Source organism: Amycolatopsis sp. NPDC004378 (assembly GCF_053602455.1).
On record NZ_JBSGDR010000001.1, the window covers coordinates 19,284 to 37,118 of the forward strand.

Consider the following 17,835-nt stretch of genomic DNA (forward strand, 5'->3'; position numbering starts at 1 on the left):
TCAGACCGGGGTGGGGCCGGGGGTGGTGCGGCCGGCGAGTTCGGCCGCGACGTGCCTGGCCAGCACCTCGACGTGCGGTAGGTCCAGCATGGACCGGTGGTCGCCTGGGACGGGCTCGACGTGCAGGTCCGGGCAGGACGACGTCCAGGCCGGGTGGACCGCGGAGGCGGGGAACAGCACGACACGGCCCGCGTACGGCGAGGTGCCGGCCGGGGGGTCCGGGTCGACGAGCAGCACGACGTCGACCCGCTCGCCGAGCGCCGTCAGGCGCTGTGCGGTCTCGAACGCCAGCCGTCCGCCCGACGCCCAGCCGGCCAGCCGGTACGGCCCGGACGGCAACCCCTCACGCAGCAACGGAACGCACGAAGCCGGATCGGCCGCTTCGACGCCGTAGCAAGGGATCCCGCCCAGCAGGTCCAGCAGCGGCCGGTACGTCCCGGGCTCGCCGAACACCACCAGCGGCGCGCCGTCGCCCGAACGCAGGACCCGCAGTGACGGCCCCGTCAGGTCGGCCAGGCGCGCGCCGCGCAGCAGCAACGGCACCGGCAGCACGAGGCCCAGTTCGCGCTCGGCCGCGGCCCGGGCACGCGACGCCGTCAGGGAGTCCAGGCCCAGCTCGATCAACGGCACGTCCGGGGACACCTCGCGGCCGAGCACCTCGGCGAAGATGTCCGCGAGCCGCCGTGGGGGCAGCGCCGAGAAGAACGGCCGGTCCGGGAGGACCGTGACGTCCAGCCGCGCGACGCCGACCGACGGCCGGTCCGCCGCCAGCACCGCGGGCAAGGCGTCCACCACGACGTCCGCGCCCCAGTTCACCGACGTCGCGGGCAGGCCTCGCGAGCGCCGCCACGCGGCGAACGCGTCCAGCCACGCGTTCGCGACGGCGTCGGCCGTCCGCCCGGGCGCGCCGAGCAACGCCGCCGCCGAGGAGTACAACAGCCACCAGTCCGGCAGCACGTCCGAAGTCGCCTCGTGCAGCCGGCGCGCGCCGAGGACCTTGGCGCGCCAGAACGACCCGCTGTCGTCGGCCGCGTGCACGATTCCCCGCAGCGGCAGGCCGTCCGCGGTCGCCGCCGCGACGAGCCGCTCCGCGACGCCGGGCTCGGCGATGTCCCCGGCAACGGACACGACGTCCACTTCGGACAGTTCGACACCACCGCCCAGGAGGACGATCCGCGTCGCGCCGTTGTCCGCCAGCCAGCGCGCGGTGGACAACCCGAGCGCACCGGTGATCACGTACGCACCGGGCCCGGCGGAAACCCCGTCGACGAGCGGGACGCGCTCCAGCCGCGCCGCGTACCGGACGTCGTGGCGCCAAAGGACTTCGTCGTCGGGCGCGTCCGAACGCAGCTCGCGCACGAGAACGTCCACATCGGACCGTGCGTCGCAGTCGACGAGGCTCGCCCGCAGCCCCGGCCGGTCGAAGGCGAGCACCCGCACGAGGCCGCGCAGGAACACCAGCCCCGGCTCGCCGCTCGACTGCGTGACGAGGTGGAACCGGACGCCGGAGCCGAGCCGCGCGACGACCGAAAGCACGGACAGCAACAGGTCCTGGGCGTCCTCGGGGTCGTGGTACGCGTGCGGTGCCCCGGTGAGGAAGACGACGCCGCGGACCGCCCGCCCGGCGAGGAACCCCGGCAGCTCGTCGAGGTCGTCCTGCGGCAGCGAAAGCGCTTCGTCCCCGGCTTCGGCCAGGGCCAGCGCCAGCGCGACGGCCCGGCCGAGCGCGGCCGGGTGTTCGTCGGTGAGCAGCAGCCAAGAACCCGGTTCCCCCGGCGGGACCGGCGGCAGCGGCACCTCGGGCCAGCTCGTCGCGAACCCGGCGAGCGGACCGCCACCGGGGTCCTGAGCACGGACGTCGCCGAAGTCCACGACGACCTCGCCGTCCGCGGCGACGAGCTGCACCGCCCGGACACCGTCCGTCAGGCAGCGCACGCCGAGACGCGGATCGCCGAGCAACCGGACCCGGCCGAACCCCGTCGGTGACCGTCCATTGACGACTCCCAGACAGGCGTCCGCCAGCGCCGGGGGCAACGCATAGCCGGACTCGAAAGGCACTTCGAGCGCAGCCCCCTCAGGCAGCGCGGAAGGCGCGGGATCGGTGTCCGCGGCCACCCAGGCCGTCGCGTGACGCACCCACGCCGCGCCCGCCTTCGCGCGCACAACGGCGGCGCCGTCGGCACGGATCTCCGTGCTGAGCACCGTTTCCCCGGTGACCACCAGGGGCCGGTGCACCTCGAGCCCGTCGACCCGGACGCGGCCGGTGCCCAGCACCTCCCGCGCCCCGGCGAGGACCAGTTCGAGAAACCCGGTCGCCGGGAACACCGGCACGCCGTCCACCCGGTGACACTCGGGCGCGTCCGGCGCGATCGCCGCCTGCCACAGCGACCGGTCTTCCTCCGGCACCTCGACGCGCGTGCCCAGCAGCGGATGGGCGACGGTCCGCCGCGGCGGCCGGAACGTCCGGCGCTCCCACGGCGGGGGTGGCAGGTCGAGCACGGGCGCCTCCGGGTATCGCCGGTCGAGGGCCGCCGGGTGCCCGGCGACGTGCAGCTCGGCGAGCGAGCGTGCGAAAGCGTCTTCTTCACCGTCACGACGGCTGAGCGTGGCCAGCGTCCGGACGCCAGTCCGCTCGGCCACCGGGAGCGCGATCGGGTGCGGCGAGATCTCGACGAACCACCGGTACCCGTCGGCCACCGCCGCGGCGATGGCTTCGGCGAGGGCCGCCGGCCGGTCCGGCGGAAGAATCCGGTAGTCCGCGTCGAAGTCCGGCACCGCACGGGGGTCGTCGAGCCCGCTCGAGTACCAGGCAACTGCGGCCGGCCGGGCGCGGAACGGCGGCGGCTTCGCCCCGACGACGATGTCGAGCCCCGCGCCGACGTCCAGCACGCCCGCGACGACGGCGGCCGCGACCTCCCCCGAGGAGTGGCCGACCACGGCGGCGGGCTCGACGCCGTGCGCACGCCACCACTCCGCCAGCGCGACCTGCAGGCCGAACACCAGCGGCGCCACCACGGCGGGATCGCCGAGCGGCCGGCGCAGCGCGCCCCGCAGCGAAAACCCGGCCTTGGCCAGGAACACCGGCTCCAGCGCGGCCACCGCCGCCCGGAACTCCGGCTCAGCACCCAGCATCCGCCGGCCCATCGCCGGCCACTGCGAGCCGTACCCCGGGAAGACGAAGACCGGGCGCGGCAGCCCGCGCCCGGCCGTACCCCGCACGACGTCCACTGTGGTCCCACCTTCGGCCATCGCCCGCAGACCCGCGATCAGCGCCCCGCGGGACGACGTCACCACTGCGGCCCGCAACGGCAGCTGGTCGCGCCGCCGGGCGAGCGTCGCGGCGAGATCGCCCGGCGCGGTGCCGCGTCCCGGCCCGGCCAGCCAGTCCGCCAGATCGCCGGCGCGGCGGCGCAACGCGGTTTCCGACCGGGCCGACACCGTGAAGATCTGCGGCCGGCCGTTCCACCGCGAGCCGGGCGTGGCGGCGAGGGGCTTCGGCCACCCCTCGAGCACGACGTGCGCGTTCGTGCCGCGGGCGCACGCGATCCCCGGGGGCAGCCGGTCGTGCCAGAGCGACCGCACCACTTCGATCAGGCCCAAGATCTCCTGCGCAGCACCGGATCCGCTCACGTCGATGGAGTCCCGCGGGCCGAGTGCGGCCGAACGGCCGATCGCGCTGTCCCGGACCACGGCGAGCACGCGGTCGCCGTCCCGCCGGGCGTCGGCGAGCCGCTTGAGGACCACCACGCCGCACCCCTCGCCGTCGGATGGTGGCGTGAACATCACGTGCGCCCCGGCGGCCAGCACCAGGTCGGCTTCACCCGCGGCCAGCGCGCGGACGGCCTGGTGCACGGCCGCCAGCGCGGACGCGTCGAGGGTCAGGCTCGGACCGCGCAGGTCGAACCGCTCGGCCACCCCGTCGGCGATGCCCGGCCCGGTCGCGAACCACGCGGGGCCGGCGACGCCCACGAAGACGCCCGTGCGGCTGCCGCGCAGCGTGCCCGGCGGGAGGCCGGCGTGTTCGAGCGCGGCCCACGTCGTCTCCAGGAGGATCCGCAGCCGCGGGTCCATCGCCGCGGCCTCGGCCGGGCCGACCCCGAAGAACTCGGCGTCGAACGCGCCCGGGCCCGCCACTTCGGGGCGGCCGCCGACGCCGAGCACCGCGACCGGCTCCGCGGGCCGGGCGACCGGCGGGGCCAGGGCCGTGACCAGCGCGGTGATCGACGGGTACCGCCCGAGCAGGCCGAGGTCGGGCTCGCGGCCGAGCAGTTCGCCGAGCTCGGCCGCGACGGTCACCGCGTCCCGGGACGACAGGCCCAGCTCGGCGATCGGGACCCCGGCGTCGACGACCTCCGGCGCGACCCCGGCGAGGCCGGCGAGCCGCTCGGTGAGCCACCGCCGGAGCTCCGCGGGGTCGTTCACGCGGCGGACATCCCGGTCACGCGCCACTTCCCGGCGACGCGTTCGGCCGTGACGCTCAGCTGGGCGGCCCCGGTGCTGTGCTGCCCGTCGCCCCTCGTGCCGGTCTGGTCGAGGAACACCAGCAGCGCCGCGCGGTCGCCGTCGAGCAGTTTCACCCCGGACGCGACGGCGCTCGACGTCACCACGAGCTTCTGGTCGGCCGCCAGCTTGCGGACCTGGCCGAAGAGCTGGTCGTACTGCGCGAGCGCGGGGCCCGTGAGCAGGTCCTTCGCGGCCTGTTCGTTCTTCGCCGGCTGGTCGTAGCGGTAGGAGAAGAGCGTGCCGAGGGCCGCGCTGATCTGCTTCCCGGCCTCCGCCGTGCCCGCGACGTCCGAGAGCGCCGTGTTGTGCGCGACGACGGCGTTCGTGGCCCGCGCCTCGAGCGTGAACCACACGGCGAGCCCCGCCATCACCACGACGATCAGCGCGGGCACCCACCGCGCTCGGCGTTTCGGCTTCGCCGGCGGGTCTTCTGCCGGCTCGGGTGCCGGTTCGTGGTGCCGGCCCGCGACCTTCACCAGGCGTTTCTTCGTCGGAACGGTCACGGTGCCTCCCCGGTCGGGACCTGGCCGAGGCCGGTGACGTGCCAGCCGTCCGGCCCGCGCGTCAGGTCGGCCTGGAAGCGGTTGCGCTTGGTCACGGCGTCCCCGCCGTCCGGTGTCACCACGAGCTCGACCGAAGCGATCAGCTTCGCGGTGCCCGCGCCGGTGTCCACTTCGGTCACCGCCGCGTCGGTCACCTTGCCGGTGGTGACGGTCTTCGCCTGCGCGATCCGGTCGAGACTGCCCTGACGGTCCGCGGCCAGCTCGTCGTGCAGGGCGCCACCGGAGAGATCCAGCCAGCGCTGGTACCCCGGCGCCGCCCGGTGGTAGTCCAAAGTGGTCAGACCGGCCACCGCAGTTCGTCCCGCCTGCAGGGCTTCCTCCCGGACGACGGCCCGCGCGACGCCGTCGTCGTGCGCCGCCTGCCACCACGTGAACCCGGACCACCCGGCCGCGGCGGTCGCCACGACCGCGGCCAGCCACGCGACGATTCTCACGGCCGTCCTCCTGGTGCGTTCTGCGAGCCCTTGACGCCCGTCGGGTCACCCTTCGGCAACGCGCAGCGCGCGGCCGTGTTCAGCGGGCGGACCGAGGTGTCGAGGCCGTCGCGGTAGGGCGTCGTGTACCCGGTGGTGCACGGCGGTGGGTCGAAGAAGGTCAGCGACAGCCCGAAGTGCGCGCCGTCCGGCCGCACCACCGCGGTGCCCGCGGCGACCGCCTGCGGCGCGGTGATCAGCAGCTGCCGGAGCCCGTCCTGGCGGGCCTCGAGGACGTCCGCCGTGGTGAGCAGGTTGGCCAGCAGCACGCCCAGCTGCGGGCCGGAGTCGCGGATCAGCGCGCCGACCTCGTTCGCCGCGGCGGGCACGGCGGGGATGAGGGTCCGCAGGTCGCCGTCGGACTGCTTCAGCGTCGAGGCGAGCAGCTTCGCGTTCGCGCCGAAGCTGCGGATCGCGCCGGCCTGCTGCACCTGGGTGTCGAGCACGACGTGCGCGTCGGTGACGAACCGGGTCAGCGGCGCGACGTGCGCGCTCGCGGCCTGCACGAACTCGATGCCGCGGCCGACGAGCTGGTCCAGCGCCGGGCCGGCGTCGGACGTCGCGTTGTACAGCTCGTCGACGACCGTGCGCAGCGCCGGCTTCGGCACCGAGTCGGCGAAGGTGTCCACTGTCGACAAAACGACGTCGACCGGCAACGGGATCTTCGTGTCGGCCTGCGTGATCAGCGACCCGTCGTGCAGCTTCGGCCCGCCGTCGGTACGCGGCCGCAGGTCGACGTACTGCTCGCCGACGGCCGAGCGGTCGGCGACGACGGCTTCGGTGTCGGCCGGGACGGGCGCCGTGCCGGAGTCGATCTCGAGGTCGGCCTCCATCCCGGCGGGGGTCAGCCGCAGCTCGCCGACGCGGCCGATCGGCACCCCGCGGTAGGTCACCTCGGCGTTGGTGAAGATGCCGCCGCCGGTCGGGAACTGGGCCTTCACGGTGTAGCCGCGGTCGAAGAAAACCTTGTCGAGACCCGCGTACGTCGCGCCGACGTACGCGACGCCGACCATGGCGATGACGACGAAGATCGTCACCTGCACGCGCACGAACCGGGTCAGCATCAGTGCCCCACCTTGAGGAAGCCGTTGAGGTAGTCGCCGCGGATGGTGTCGAGCGCGGCGTCCGGGAACGGGAAGGTGAAGATCATCTCCATGGCCTTCGGCAGCTTGTCGCCGGAGTCGGCCAGCCGCCGGAGCAGGGGTTCGAGCGCCTTGAGGTCGGCGACGAGGTCGTCCTTGCTCCGGTTCACCGTGTCGACGGCGACCGACGTCAGGCCGTCGAGCGACTTGAGCATCCCGACCAGGGCTTCCTTCTGCTGGTCGAGGACGCTGATGCCGGGGGTGAGGCCGTTGAGCGTCGTGGTGATCTGGCCGGTGTGCGCGTTCAGCGTCTGCGCCAGCTTGTTGACGCTCTCGATGGCCCGCGTGATCTCCGTGCGGTGCTCGTCGAGCCCCTTCACGAAGGCGTCCAAACTGGACAGCAGGCTGCGGGCCGCGGTTTCGCGGCCGCCGAGGGCGGCGTTGAGCTGGTGGCTGATGTTCTGGACCTGCGCCACCCCACCGCCGTTGAGCAGCAACGAAAGCGCGCCGAAGACTTCCTCGATCTCCGGGGTCAGCGTGGACCGGTCGAGCGGGATGTTCGCGCCGTCGAGCAGCCGGCCCGACGGCGTCGCGTCGTCCGGCGGGGCCAGTTCGACGAACTTCTCGCCGAGGATGCTCGCCTGCCGCAGCCGCGCGACGGCGTTGCCCGGCAGGTCGACGTCGCCGTTGACGAGCAGGTCGACGAGCGCGCTGTGCCCGTCCGGTGCCAGTTCGACCTTGACGACCTGCCCGACCGGGACGTCGTTGACCTTGACCCCGGACTGCGGCACCAGGTCGAGCACGTTGGTGAAGCTCGCGGTGACGTGGATCGGGTGGTCGCCGAGCGCGGCGCCGCCTGGCAGCGGGATGTCGTAGACGCTCACGCCGCGGCCGCAGCCGGTGGTGACCAGCGCGAGGGTCACCACCGCGGCGAGCTTGACCAGGGACTTCATTTCGGCTCCGCGAACTCGAGGAGGTTGCCGCGGCCGTCGATGGTCCCGTTGGCCTGGTCGTAGGCGCCGAGGAGGTTCGTCAGGGCGTTCGGGGCGGCTTGGAGGGCCTCGGAAAGCGAGTCCTTCTGGTCGACCAGCACCTTGGTGACGCCGGCGAGCTTGTCCACATCGGACTGGACCTTGCCGCGGTTGTCCTTGATGAAGCCCTGCACGACGCCCAGCGCCTGGGTCAGCTCGGTCAGCGCGCCGGAGAACTGGTCGCGCTGGTCGGCGAGAACCTTGCTCAGCGACGCGATCTGCGAGATGGCCTGCTTCACCTGCCCGTCGTTCGCGGCGAGCATCGCGGTGAACTTGCTGATGTTGTCGACCGAACTGAACAGGTCGTCCTTCGAGTCGCTTGCCGCCCGGGCGAACTCGCCGAGGTTCTTGATCGCCGTGCCGATGGTCTGCCCGTTGCCGTTCAGGTACTCAGCCGACTTGGTCAGCACCTCGCTGACCGCGCCGTCCTTGTTGGCGCCCTGCGGGCCGAGCGCCGTCATCAGCTGGTTCAGGCTGTGCAGCAGGTCGTCGACCTCGACCGGCGTCGCGGTGCGCTCCCGCGGGATCGACGCGCCGTCGGCCAGCCGCGGCCCACCGCGGTAGACGGGCGTGATCTGCACGTACCGGTCGGCGACCAGGCTCGGGGTGATGACGACGGCCCCGGCGTCGGCCGGGAGCTGGACGTCGGGCCGCAAGGTCATGGTCACCTTGACGTCGGTGCCGTTCGGCTCCACTTCGGACACCGACCCGATGGCGACACCCAGCACCCGGACGTCGGAGTTCGGGTAGATCCCCACGGCGGCGGCGAAGTACGCGGTCAGCGTGCGTTCGGCGGGTGCGGTGACCACGGGCCAAGCGGCCGAGACGACCAGTGCGAGCAGTACGCCGAGGGTGAGGGCCCGCATCCGCGTGCGCCGTCGTGCCCGGGCTCCCAGGTCGATGAGCTGGTGCGCCATCAGCGTCCCCCGTTCTTGGGCGGCAGGCAGCTGCCCGGCGTGGTGCCGGTGGGGATGAGCCCGCAGATGTAGGTGTCGATCCACCGGCCGTTGCCGACGGCGTTGCCGAGCAGCCGGTAGAACGGGCCGGCCAGGCGCAGGCTGTCCTCCAGCTTCCCCTGGTTCTGCTGCAGCACGGTGGCGACGCGGTCGAGCTGGTCGAGCGCCGGGCCGAGCGTCTTCTGGTTGTCGGCGACGAGCCCGCGCAGCTGGATCGCCAGGTCCTTGATGCCGGTGAACAGCTTCGCGATGGCGTCCTTGCGGGCGTTGAGTTCGGTGAGCAGCGTGTTCCCGTCGCGGATCAGCGCCTGGATCTGGCCGGAGCGTTCGCCGAGCGTCTTGGACACTTGGTTGGTGTTCTGGAACAGCTTCACGAGCTCGTCGTCCCGGGACGCAAGCGTTTGCGACAAGGCGGCGATGCCGTCGAAGGCGGTGCGCACGTCCTGCGGCGCCGACGCGCCGAGCGTGTCCGACAGCACCCGGAACGCCTGCGCGAGCTGGTTCGTGTCGATCGCCCCGACCGTGCTGGCCAGGTCGTTGAACACCTCGGTGACGTCGTAGGGCGAGCTCGTCCGCTCGACCGGGATCGGCTGGTCCGGGTTCAGCTCGGCGTTGCCGACCGGGTCGAGCACGAGGTTCTTCTGGCCGAGCAGCGTCTTGATCTTGATCGCCGCCGTCGTCCGGTTGCCGACCCAGGTGTCCTTGACCCGGAACAGCACCTCGACGTGGTCACCGGCCAGCCGGACGTCGTTGACCTCGCCGACCTTCACTCCGGCGACGCGGACTTCGTCGTTCGGCTTGAGGCCGGCGGCCTCGTGGAACTCCGCCCTGTACGTCGTGCCGCCGCCGATGATCGGCAGGTCGTCGGAGAAGAACGTCGCGCTGCCGACGAGCGCCATGACCAGCGCCGTCACCGCCCCGACGGCGATCGGGTTGCGGCTGCGGAACGGCTTGATGCGGGGCGGTTTCACCGGCACCTCGCAGCCGTGACGGGGATGCCCGGCGGCGGGCCGCCCGGCGCCGGTTTCGCGTCGGTGTCGACCGAGCACAGGTAGAAGTTGGCCCACGAGCCGTAGGAGAAGAGCGTGCCGATGCGGTCGAGCTTCTTCGGCAGGTTGTCGATGAACTGCTGGAACACCGGGGTGTTGTCGGCCAGGTTCTTCGACAGGTCGCCGAGCGCGGTGATGCTGTCCTTGAGCGGCTGACGCCCGTCCTGCAGCAGACCGGCCGTCGCCGTGGTCAGCTCGCCCAGGCCACCGATCGCCTGTCCGATCGGCTTCGCGTCCGCGGCCAGGCCGGTGACCAGCTGCGACGTCGTGTCGACGAGCGCGTCGAACTGGTCGCCCTGGGCGTTCACGGTGTCGAGGACGGTGTTGAGGTTGCCGATCACCTGGCCGATCACGGCGTCCTTGCCGGCCAATGTGGACGTCAGCGAAGCCGTGTGCTGCAACAGGCTTTCGATCGTGCTGCCCTCGCCCTGCAGGACCTGGATGATCTCGAACGACAGCTGGTTGACGTCGGTGGGCGACAGCGCCTGGAAGAGCGGCTTGAAGCCGTTGAACAACGCGGTGAGGTCGAGCGCCGGCTTGGTCCGTTCCAAGGGGATCTGCGCCCCCTCGGCGAGGGTCGGCGACGTGTCGGTGGCGCCCGGGTCGACCGAGAGGTACCGCTGCCCGACGAGGTTGCGGTAGCGGATGGTGACCGAGGCCGACGCCGTCAGCCGGTGCGTGCGGTCGACGGAGAACGCGACGTCGGCCAGCCGGTGTTCCACGACGTGCACGTCGTCGACCTGGCCGATCCGGACGCCGGCCATGCGAACCTCGTCGCCGGGGTTGACGGACGTCGCGTCGGTGAAGCGGGCTGTGTACCCGATGGTCGCGCCGACGCTCGAGTTGGCGATCGTGATCGCCAGGACCCCGGTGGCGACGGCCGTGACCACGAAGAAGATCAGCCCCTTGATCGCGGGGCCCGCGACGCTCCTCATCGGACGGTCACCTCCGTTCCGCGCAACGCCGGTCCGATCAGGACACTGCTCCAGTCCGGCACGTCCCCGAGCGTCGGCTTCAGCACCTCGGCGACGAGCTGCCGTTCCCCCGGTGAGTTCGCCGGGCCGAGGTCGCCGTCGGTCGCCCCCGGTGCCGCCGCTCCGCCGCCGTAGCACTTGGGGCCGCCGGTGGCGTCGTACCGCGGGTTGTCGCGGCCGGGCACGTACTTGGCGCGCGGGTCCTGCACGGTGAGCGTCACGTGCAGGCCCGGCTCGTTCGTGCCCTTGCCGAGGGCCTTCTCCATCAGCGGCTTGAGCCGGTTCACCGCGTCGAACAGGCACGGGAACTCCGGCGAGTACTTCGCCAGCAGCTCCAGCGACGGACGGCTTTCGACGGAGACGCCGATGATGTTGTCCTTGTTCTTGCGGAGGAAGTCGTTCAGGTGCCCGGTGGCACTCGTGACACTCGTGTAGAGGTTGTCGAGGTCCGCCCGGGTGTCCACAATGGTCTTCGCCGTGGTCGACAGGTCGGTCAGCGCCTGCAGGATGTCCGGCGCGGCGGTCGTGTAGACGTCGGCCGCGTTCGCCAGGCCGGTGATGTCCGCTTTGAACTGCGGCATCAGCGGGTTCACCTGGGCCAGCAGGTCCTGCAGCTTGACGATGCTGTCGCCGATCGGCTCGCCGCGGTTGTCGAGGGCCTGCGAAATCGCGCCGAGCGAGCTGTTCAGCTTCTGCGGCTGTACCGCGCGCAGCAGGGGCAGCAGGTCGCCGAGGACGCGTTCCAGCTCGATCGCGTTCGCCGAGCGGTCCTGCCCGATCACGTCCCCGGCCCGGAGCGTCCCCTGTGGACGGTCCGGCAGCACGAGGTTGACGTACCGTTCGCCGAACACCGTCTTCGGCAGCAGCCGCGCGGAGACGTTCTCGGGCAGCATCCCGATCTTCGCCGGGTCGAGGGCCAGGTCGATCTCGGCACCCGTGCCCGAGCTGCGCACCGCCCGCACCTCCCCGAACGGCACGCCCTTGACCTTGACCTCGGCGGTCGGCGCGAGCTGGTTGCCGACCCGGTCCGCCCGCAGCGTCACCAGCTCGGAGTCGTCGAAGTCCTTGTCGTAGATCGCCACGGCGAGGTAGCCGAGCAGCACCAGCACGCCGAGGAACGCGACCCCGGCGAGCTGTGTCCGCAGCCGGCTCATCCGGACACCTTCACCGTCGTCGTGGCACCCCAGATGGCCAGCGACAGGAACAGGTCGAGCACGCTGATCAGCACGATCGACGTCCGCACGGCCCGGCCGACCGCGACCCCGACGCCTGCCGGACCGCCGGACGCGCGGTAGCCGTAGAAGCAGTGCGTCAGGATCACGCCGACGCTGAAGACGAGCACCTTGCCGAACGACCACAGGACGTCACCCGGCGGCAGGAACAGCGTGAAGTAGTGGTCGTAGGTGCCGCCGGACTGTCCGAAGAAGACGACCGTGGTCAGCCGCGAGCCGAGGTAGGAGATCAGCAACCCGATGACGTACAACGGGATGATCGCGATGAACCCGGCGACGATCCGCGTGGTGACCAGGTACGGCATGCTCCGCACGGCCATGACTTCGAGCGCGTCGATCTCTTCGGAGATCCGCATCGCGCCGAGCTGCGCGGTGAACCCACTGCCCACAGTGGACGAAAGGGCGAGCCCGGCGACGAGCGGCGCGATCTCGCGCGTGTTGAAGTACGCGGTGAGGAAGCCCGTCATGGCCGAGATGTTGATCTGGTTCAGCGCGCTGAAGCCCTGCAGGCCCACGGTGACGCCGGTGAACACGCACAGCCCGACCATCACGCCGATGGTGCCGCCGATCACCGCGAGCGCGCCGCTGCCGAACGTCACCTCGGCCAGCAGCCGCACCACCTCGCGGAAGTAGCGGGTCACCGCCAGCGGGATCGCCGCGAGCGCGCGGACGTAGAAGAGCAGCTGGTCGCCGAGGTCGAACAGCCGGTCGCCGGGTTTGCCGAGGATGGCCACTCAGGTTCCCTTCGCGGGGACGAGCTGCAGGTACAGCGCGGTCAGCACGGTGTTGACGAAGAACAGCAGCAGGAAGGTGATGACGACGGACTGGTTGACGACGTCGCCGACGCCCTTCGGCCCGCCCTTGGGGTTGAGGCCGCGGTAGGAGGCGACTACCCCGGCGAGGTAGCCGAAGATCACCGCCTTCACCGAGCTGACGACGAGGTCGGGCAGCTGCGCGAGCGCGTTGAAGCTGGCCAGGTACGCACCCGGCGTCCCACCCTGGATGATCACGTTGAAGAAGTAGCCGCCGAGCACGCCGACCACGCTGACCAGGCCGTTCAGCAGCACGGACACGCCGATGGCGGCCTGCACACGGGGCACGATCAGCCGGTGGATCGGCGAGACGCCGAGCACCTCCATCGCGTCGATCTCCTCGCGGATGCTGCGTGCGCCGAGGTCGGCGCAGATCGCGCTGCCGCCGGCGCCCGCGATGATCAGCGTCGTCACGATCGGGCTCGCCTGCTGCACGACGGCCAGCACGCTCGCCGCGCCGTTGAACTGCTGCGCGCCGATCTGGCTGGTGAGCGAGCCGAGCTGCAGCGAAATCACCGCGCCGAACGGGATCGAGACGAGGATCGCGGGCGTGATGGACACGCTGGCGATGAACCAGAACTGCTGGACGAACTCGCGCACCTGGTACGGGCGGCGGGCCATCGCGAGGACGATGTCGAGGCCCATGGCGCACATGCGGCCGAATTCGCGGAGGCCGTTCGCGGCCCGCTGCTGCACCTGGACCGTCATGCCGTGCACCCGCTGCTGAAGCACCGCAGGGTGAGGTTCGAAACGAACGTGTTGCCCGGCCCCGAAACGAGCCCGGTCAGCAGCCGGCTGACGTCTTCGTGACCGACGCACCCGGCGAACGACGGCGTGGTGAAGGTGGAGGTCACCTTCACCGGCGGGGCCGGCAGCGAAATCGGCACCAGGGCCTTGATGGTCACCGCGGCGGGCTGCGCCGTTCGGCAGTCGCTTCCGACGTCCAGGGCCTTGCCGTCCACTGCGACGTCCGACAGCTTGATGAACACCTTCGCGGTGACGTCGGTGTCGGCGCAGATGTTCGTCTGCGTGGCCTTGCAGTTGGTGTCCTTGCCGGTCTTCACCGTGGCCGTGCCCGTCGCGTCGCCGTCCGGGACGATCTCGACCCGGCCCGTGGTGGCCATGAACCGGAACGCGACGAAGTAGCCGTCGGCCGGCGGGATGGCCAGCTTCCCCTTGATGGGCACGGTGCTGGTGAGCCCGCCGAGGGTGCCGTCGAAGGTGCCCGGCGGGAAGGCGATGTCGGAACCGAGCTTGGCGACGTGACTCGTGGTCGGCTGCTGGGCGTCGCCGAGGGTGAAGCCGAAGGGGATCTCCGTCGCCGCGGCGGGCTGGGACGGCGTCTCGCCGGGCGCGGCTTGCGCCGCCCCCAGCGAGAACGCCGCGAGCACCAGCACGAGGGGCAACGAGAACCGGGTCAGCATCCGAAATACCTCATCGAGGGAGCGGTCCTTTCCGAAGCTACTGACGATTCTCGTTGCGCCACAAGGCTTTTCGTATTCTTGTCACGCGGGTCTGCGTTTCCGCGTGACGAGTTCACTTCTTGGTGAGGGTCACCTCCAGCTTGTTGCCCGGACCGGAGGTGAGGCCGGTGATGAGCCCGGTCAGGAAGCCGCAGCCGGTGAACCGCGGGATGTCGTAGGTCGCGGTCAGCTTGCCGCCCTTGAGCGGGTCGAACCCGGCCGCCGAGACCAGCGGGACGGCCGCGGGCCTGACCGTGTGGCACGAGTTCGACGTCAGGATCGGGAAGCCGAACACGCGGACCTTGGTGAGCTGGACGTCCATCTGCGCGTTCGCCTTGACCGCGCCGCCGGTCAGCGTGCCGTCGATCGCGCCGACCTGGTCGAGCTTCACGGTCGCCGACGCCGGGATGAAGCCGAGCACGCGGAAGTTCACGTCCGACTTAGGCAGGGCGAGCTGGGCGCCGAACCTGCCGGACGCGGCGTCGAGCTTCGCATCGAGCGTGCCGGGGCCGAGCGGGAGCGTGGCGTGCAGCTGCTTGAGCGCCGACTTGCCCTTGACCGAGTACTTGACCTCGATGCCGCCCGGCGGCGTGGTCGGCTGGGTCGTCGGCGTGGTCGGTTCGGTGGTGGGCGTCGTCGGGGTGGTCGGCTCCGTCGTCGGCGTGGTCGGCGTCGTGGGCTCGGTGGTCGGAGTGGTCGGCTCGGTCGTCGGCTCCGTGGTCGGGGTGGTGGGCTCCGTCGTGGGAGTCGTCGGAGTCGTGGGTTCCGTCGTCGGGGTCGTCGGCTCCGTGGTCGGGGTCGTCGGCTCCGTCGTGGGAGTCGTCGGAGTCGTCGGCTCCGTGGTCGGAGTGGTGGGTTCCGTTGTCGGCGTGGTCGGCGTCGTCGGCTCCGTGGTCGGAGTCGTGGGTTCCGTCGTTGGGGTCGTGGGCTCGGTCGTGGGAGTCGTCGGCGTGGTCGGGGTCGTCGGCGTGGTGGGGGTCGTCGGCGTGGTGGGGGTCGTCGGCGTGGTGGGGGTCGTCGGCGTCGTCGTGCCGCCCGCCGGCTTGATCTCGAACGTGCCCAGCTGCTGGTTCTGGCCCGGGACCGCGACGCAGTCCGAGGTGAACGTGCCGAGGTCGGTCGGCTGGCCGGCCGCGGTGCGCGGGGTCATCGTGGTGCTGAAGTTCCCGACCGTCACCGACGCGGTGCCGGGGCTCGGGAACGTCACGGCCGGCGCCTTGCCGCTGCTCTTGACGTGGAACGCGCCCGAGGGCGGCACCGGCGTCGAGGCGATGGTCAACGGCAGGTTCAGGTTCAGCGTCTTGTCGACCGGGTACTTGAGCTGGGCCGCGGCCTTGGCCGAACCGTCCAAAGAGGTCGCTCCGACGAGCGCCAGGCCCTCGGTCGCGGTCTCCGGCACGGTGACGTCGACGTCGAAGGTGATCGGGGTCGACGACGCGCCCGCGACGGCGTCGTCGGGCAGGTTGGTGTCGATCTTGACCGTCAGGACCTGGTCGCCGATCAGCGGGAACGGGCAGTTGTAGTTCAGCGTCAGGCTCACCGGCGCGGCCTGGGTCGGCCCCGCCCCGACCAGCGCCACGGTCGCCGCCACACCCGCGACCGTCGCGGCGGCCAGGCCGTAGGCGGGCTTTCTCGACTTCCACGAAAATCTCACGGCTCGTCACCTCGGGGAATGGGGGAATTTCTGCGAAAAGTACCTCCGTGTTTCCACACGGACAAGCGGCCGTGAATTCTTTGTCACGCACGAGGGATCGCCCTCACCAGGAAAGTTGACGCAGGTCAGCCTTTATCACGCGCGTGCGGTCCCGCTTCGCGAAAATTGTCACGCGCACGGCGGACGGCGGCGATCTTCTTGCTCTTTCCGGCCGCCTCCCGATACCTTTTTCCACGGAGGGAACCATGAACCAGCCGGTCATCGCCGTGACGGATCTCGCGAAAACCTACGGTGAAGTCACCGCGCTCGCCGGGATCAGCCTCAGCGTCGCCCGCGGCACCGTGCTGGCCGTCCTCGGCCACAACGGCGCCGGGAAGACCACCCTGATCGACATCCTCAGCACGCGCGTCCGGCCGAGTGCCGGCAGCGCCCGCGTCTGCGGCTACGACGTCGTGCAGCGCGGGCGCGCGGTCCGGCGGCGGATCGGCGTCACCGGGCAGTTCGCCGCGGTCGACGACGCCCTGTCCGGGCGCGGGAACCTCGTCCTGATCGCCCGGCTGCTGGGCGCGAAGCCGCGTCAAGCGCAGGCCCGGGCCGCGGAGCTGATCGCGGCGTTCGGGCTCGAGGACGCGGCCGACCGGCCCGCCGGCACCTACTCCGGCGGCATGCGGCGGCGGCTGGACCTGGCCGCGGGGCTCGTCGGCGCGCCGCAGGTGCTGTTCCTCGACGAGCCGACCACCGGCCTCGACCCGGTGAGCCGCGCCGGGCTGTGGACGGTCGTCGAAGGGCTCGCGGCCCGCGGCACGACGGTCGTGCTGACGACGCAGTACCTCGAAGAGGCCGACCGGCTGGCCGACCACGTCGTCGTCCTCGGCCTCGGGCACATCACGACGTCGGGGACGCCGGCGCAGCTCAAGGCCCGCCTCGGCAACCGGACGGCGACGCTGGCCTTCGGCACCGAACTCGCGTTGCGGCGCGCGGCGAGCGCGTTGACCCACCTCGGGCTCGTGGCGGCCCGTGCCGGGCTGGTGCTCTCGGTGCCGTTGAGCGGCCCGGGCGACATCCCGGTGGTGGTGCGCGCGCTCGACGCGGCCGGCGCCCCGCTGCGGGACCTCACCGTGACCGAGCCGACGCTCGACGACGTCTACCTCTCCCTGCACCGGACGGCGTCGTGACGCAGGCCCGGCACCGTGCGGCCGTGAGCGCGCTCGCCGATCCCGCGGCGTGGCCGGAATCGGGGTTCTGGACGCAGGTCCGCGTGCTGGCGGCCCGGTCCCTGCGGACGGCGTTCGGCGACCGGCGGCTGGTCTTCTTCGGACTGGCGCAGCCGGTGGTGCTGCTTTTGCTGTTCAGCCAGGTGTTCAGCGGCGTCGGGGCGCTGCCGGGGGTCGCGGCGTACCAGGGTTACGTGAACTTCCTGGTGCCGGCGACTCTGGTCAACATCGCGATGACGACGGCGATGAGCTCGGGCGCGGGCCTGCTGGCGGAGATCTACGGCGGCTTCACCGGACGGCTGCGCTGCCTGCCGATCTCGCTGTTCTCGGTGCTGGTGGCCCGGACGCTGGCCGACTCGGCCCGCCTGGGCGTCCAGCTGGTCGTGACGGCGCTGGCGAGCGTGGTCTTCCTGGGTTTCCGCCCGGCCGGCGGGGTGCTCGGCCTGGGTCTGGCGCTGGTCTTGACGCTGGTGGTCGGCTGGTGCCTGAGCTGGGTGTTCGTCGCGATCACGACGTGGCTGCGCAAAGCCGAGACACTGCAGGCGGCGTCGTTCATCGTGATGTTCCTGCTGATGTTCTCCTCGAGCGCGTACATGCCCCTGGACACGATGCCGGCGTGGGTCCGCGCGGTCTCGGCGGTGAACCCCCTGACGTACGCGATCGACGCGACCCGCGCCCTGGCGCTGGCCCGTCCGATCGGCTGGTCCCTGGCCGCGGCCCTGCTGATCGCGGCCGCGGCCGCCGTCGCGGGCTCAGCCCTGGCGGCCCACACCTTCCGCAACGGGCATCACACGTGATTGAGCAGGCATCACACGTGATTGGAGGGGCA

The 17,835-nt window shown here is 71.8% G+C and carries 15 protein-coding genes; 2 read left to right on the top strand and 13 right to left on the bottom strand.

What is annotated here, in order from left to right; translation table 11 throughout:
* The 13 genes from ACWEN0_RS00105 to ACWEN0_RS00165 all read right to left on the bottom strand — a co-directional run bounded on the left by ACWEN0_RS00105 (position 1) and on the right by ACWEN0_RS00165 (position 15,792).
* Positions 1-4,422: an acyltransferase domain-containing protein gene (locus tag ACWEN0_RS00105; protein ID WP_451967463.1), complete on the bottom strand. Its 4,422-nt coding sequence runs from the start codon at positions 4,420-4,422 to the stop codon at positions 1-3.
* Positions 4,419-5,006: a hypothetical protein gene (locus ACWEN0_RS00110; protein ID WP_451967465.1), complete on the bottom strand. Its 588-nt coding sequence runs from the start codon at positions 5,004-5,006 to the stop codon at positions 4,419-4,421. The genes ACWEN0_RS00105 and ACWEN0_RS00110 overlap by 4 nt, the downstream gene beginning before the upstream one ends.
* Positions 5,003-5,500, bottom strand: a complete 498-nt coding sequence (locus ACWEN0_RS00115; protein WP_451967467.1) for a hypothetical protein — start codon at positions 5,498-5,500, stop codon at positions 5,003-5,005. The genes ACWEN0_RS00110 and ACWEN0_RS00115 overlap by 4 nt, the downstream gene beginning before the upstream one ends.
* A complete protein-coding gene (locus ACWEN0_RS00120) occupies positions 5,497-6,603 on the bottom strand; it encodes an MlaD family protein (protein WP_451967469.1) in 1,107 nt (368 codons plus the stop codon). The genes ACWEN0_RS00115 and ACWEN0_RS00120 overlap by 4 nt, the downstream gene beginning before the upstream one ends.
* Positions 6,603-7,574, bottom strand: coding sequence for an MCE family protein (locus ACWEN0_RS00125; RefSeq protein ID WP_451967471.1), 972 nt, complete (start codon positions 7,572-7,574; stop codon positions 6,603-6,605). Before ACWEN0_RS00125 ends, ACWEN0_RS00120 begins: the two co-directional genes overlap by 1 nt.
* The gene (locus ACWEN0_RS00130; protein WP_451967473.1) at positions 7,571-8,569 is read right to left on the bottom strand and encodes an MCE family protein; all 999 of its coding nucleotides are present in this window, start codon (positions 8,567-8,569) and stop codon (positions 7,571-7,573) included. The genes ACWEN0_RS00125 and ACWEN0_RS00130 overlap by 4 nt, the downstream gene beginning before the upstream one ends.
* Positions 8,569-9,579, bottom strand: coding sequence for an MCE family protein (locus ACWEN0_RS00135; protein ID WP_451967475.1), 1,011 nt, complete (start codon positions 9,577-9,579; stop codon positions 8,569-8,571). Before ACWEN0_RS00135 ends, ACWEN0_RS00130 begins: the two co-directional genes overlap by 1 nt.
* Positions 9,576-10,592 carry an MCE family protein gene (locus ACWEN0_RS00140; RefSeq protein WP_451967477.1) on the bottom strand — a complete coding sequence of 339 codons (1,017 nt, stop codon included), beginning with the start codon at positions 10,590-10,592 and terminating at the stop codon, positions 9,576-9,578. Before ACWEN0_RS00140 ends, ACWEN0_RS00135 begins: the two co-directional genes overlap by 4 nt.
* Complete coding sequence (locus tag ACWEN0_RS00145) at positions 10,589-11,785, bottom strand: MCE family protein (RefSeq protein ID WP_451967479.1); 1,197 nt, start codon at positions 11,783-11,785, stop codon at positions 10,589-10,591. The genes ACWEN0_RS00140 and ACWEN0_RS00145 overlap by 4 nt, the downstream gene beginning before the upstream one ends.
* Positions 11,782-12,597 carry an MlaE family ABC transporter permease gene (locus ACWEN0_RS00150; protein WP_451967481.1) on the bottom strand — a complete coding sequence of 272 codons (816 nt, stop codon included), beginning with the start codon at positions 12,595-12,597 and terminating at the stop codon, positions 11,782-11,784. The genes ACWEN0_RS00145 and ACWEN0_RS00150 overlap by 4 nt, the downstream gene beginning before the upstream one ends.
* A complete protein-coding gene (locus ACWEN0_RS00155) occupies positions 12,598-13,383 on the bottom strand; it encodes an MlaE family ABC transporter permease (protein WP_451967483.1) in 786 nt (261 codons plus the stop codon). It abuts the gene before it with no gap.
* Positions 13,380-14,099 carry a hypothetical protein gene (locus ACWEN0_RS00160; RefSeq protein WP_451967485.1) on the bottom strand — a complete coding sequence of 240 codons (720 nt, stop codon included), beginning with the start codon at positions 14,097-14,099 and terminating at the stop codon, positions 13,380-13,382. The genes ACWEN0_RS00155 and ACWEN0_RS00160 overlap by 4 nt, the downstream gene beginning before the upstream one ends.
* 112 nt (positions 14,100-14,211) lie before the next feature.
* Positions 14,212-15,792 carry a DUF6801 domain-containing protein gene (locus ACWEN0_RS00165; RefSeq protein WP_451967487.1) on the bottom strand — a complete coding sequence of 527 codons (1,581 nt, stop codon included), beginning with the start codon at positions 15,790-15,792 and terminating at the stop codon, positions 14,212-14,214.
* Between the two features lie 245 nt (positions 15,793-16,037).
* On the opposite strand from ACWEN0_RS00165, the gene ACWEN0_RS00170 reads away from it, so the two are divergent.
* The gene (locus ACWEN0_RS00170) at positions 16,038-16,967 is read left to right on the top strand and encodes an ATP-binding cassette domain-containing protein (RefSeq protein WP_451967489.1); all 930 of its coding nucleotides are present in this window, start codon (positions 16,038-16,040) and stop codon (positions 16,965-16,967) included.
* On the top strand, positions 16,964-17,803 hold the full coding sequence (locus tag ACWEN0_RS00175; RefSeq protein WP_451967491.1) for an ABC transporter permease: 840 nt from the start codon (positions 16,964-16,966) through the stop codon (positions 17,801-17,803). The genes ACWEN0_RS00170 and ACWEN0_RS00175 overlap by 4 nt, the downstream gene beginning before the upstream one ends.
* Positions 17,804-17,835 lie beyond the last annotated feature (32 nt).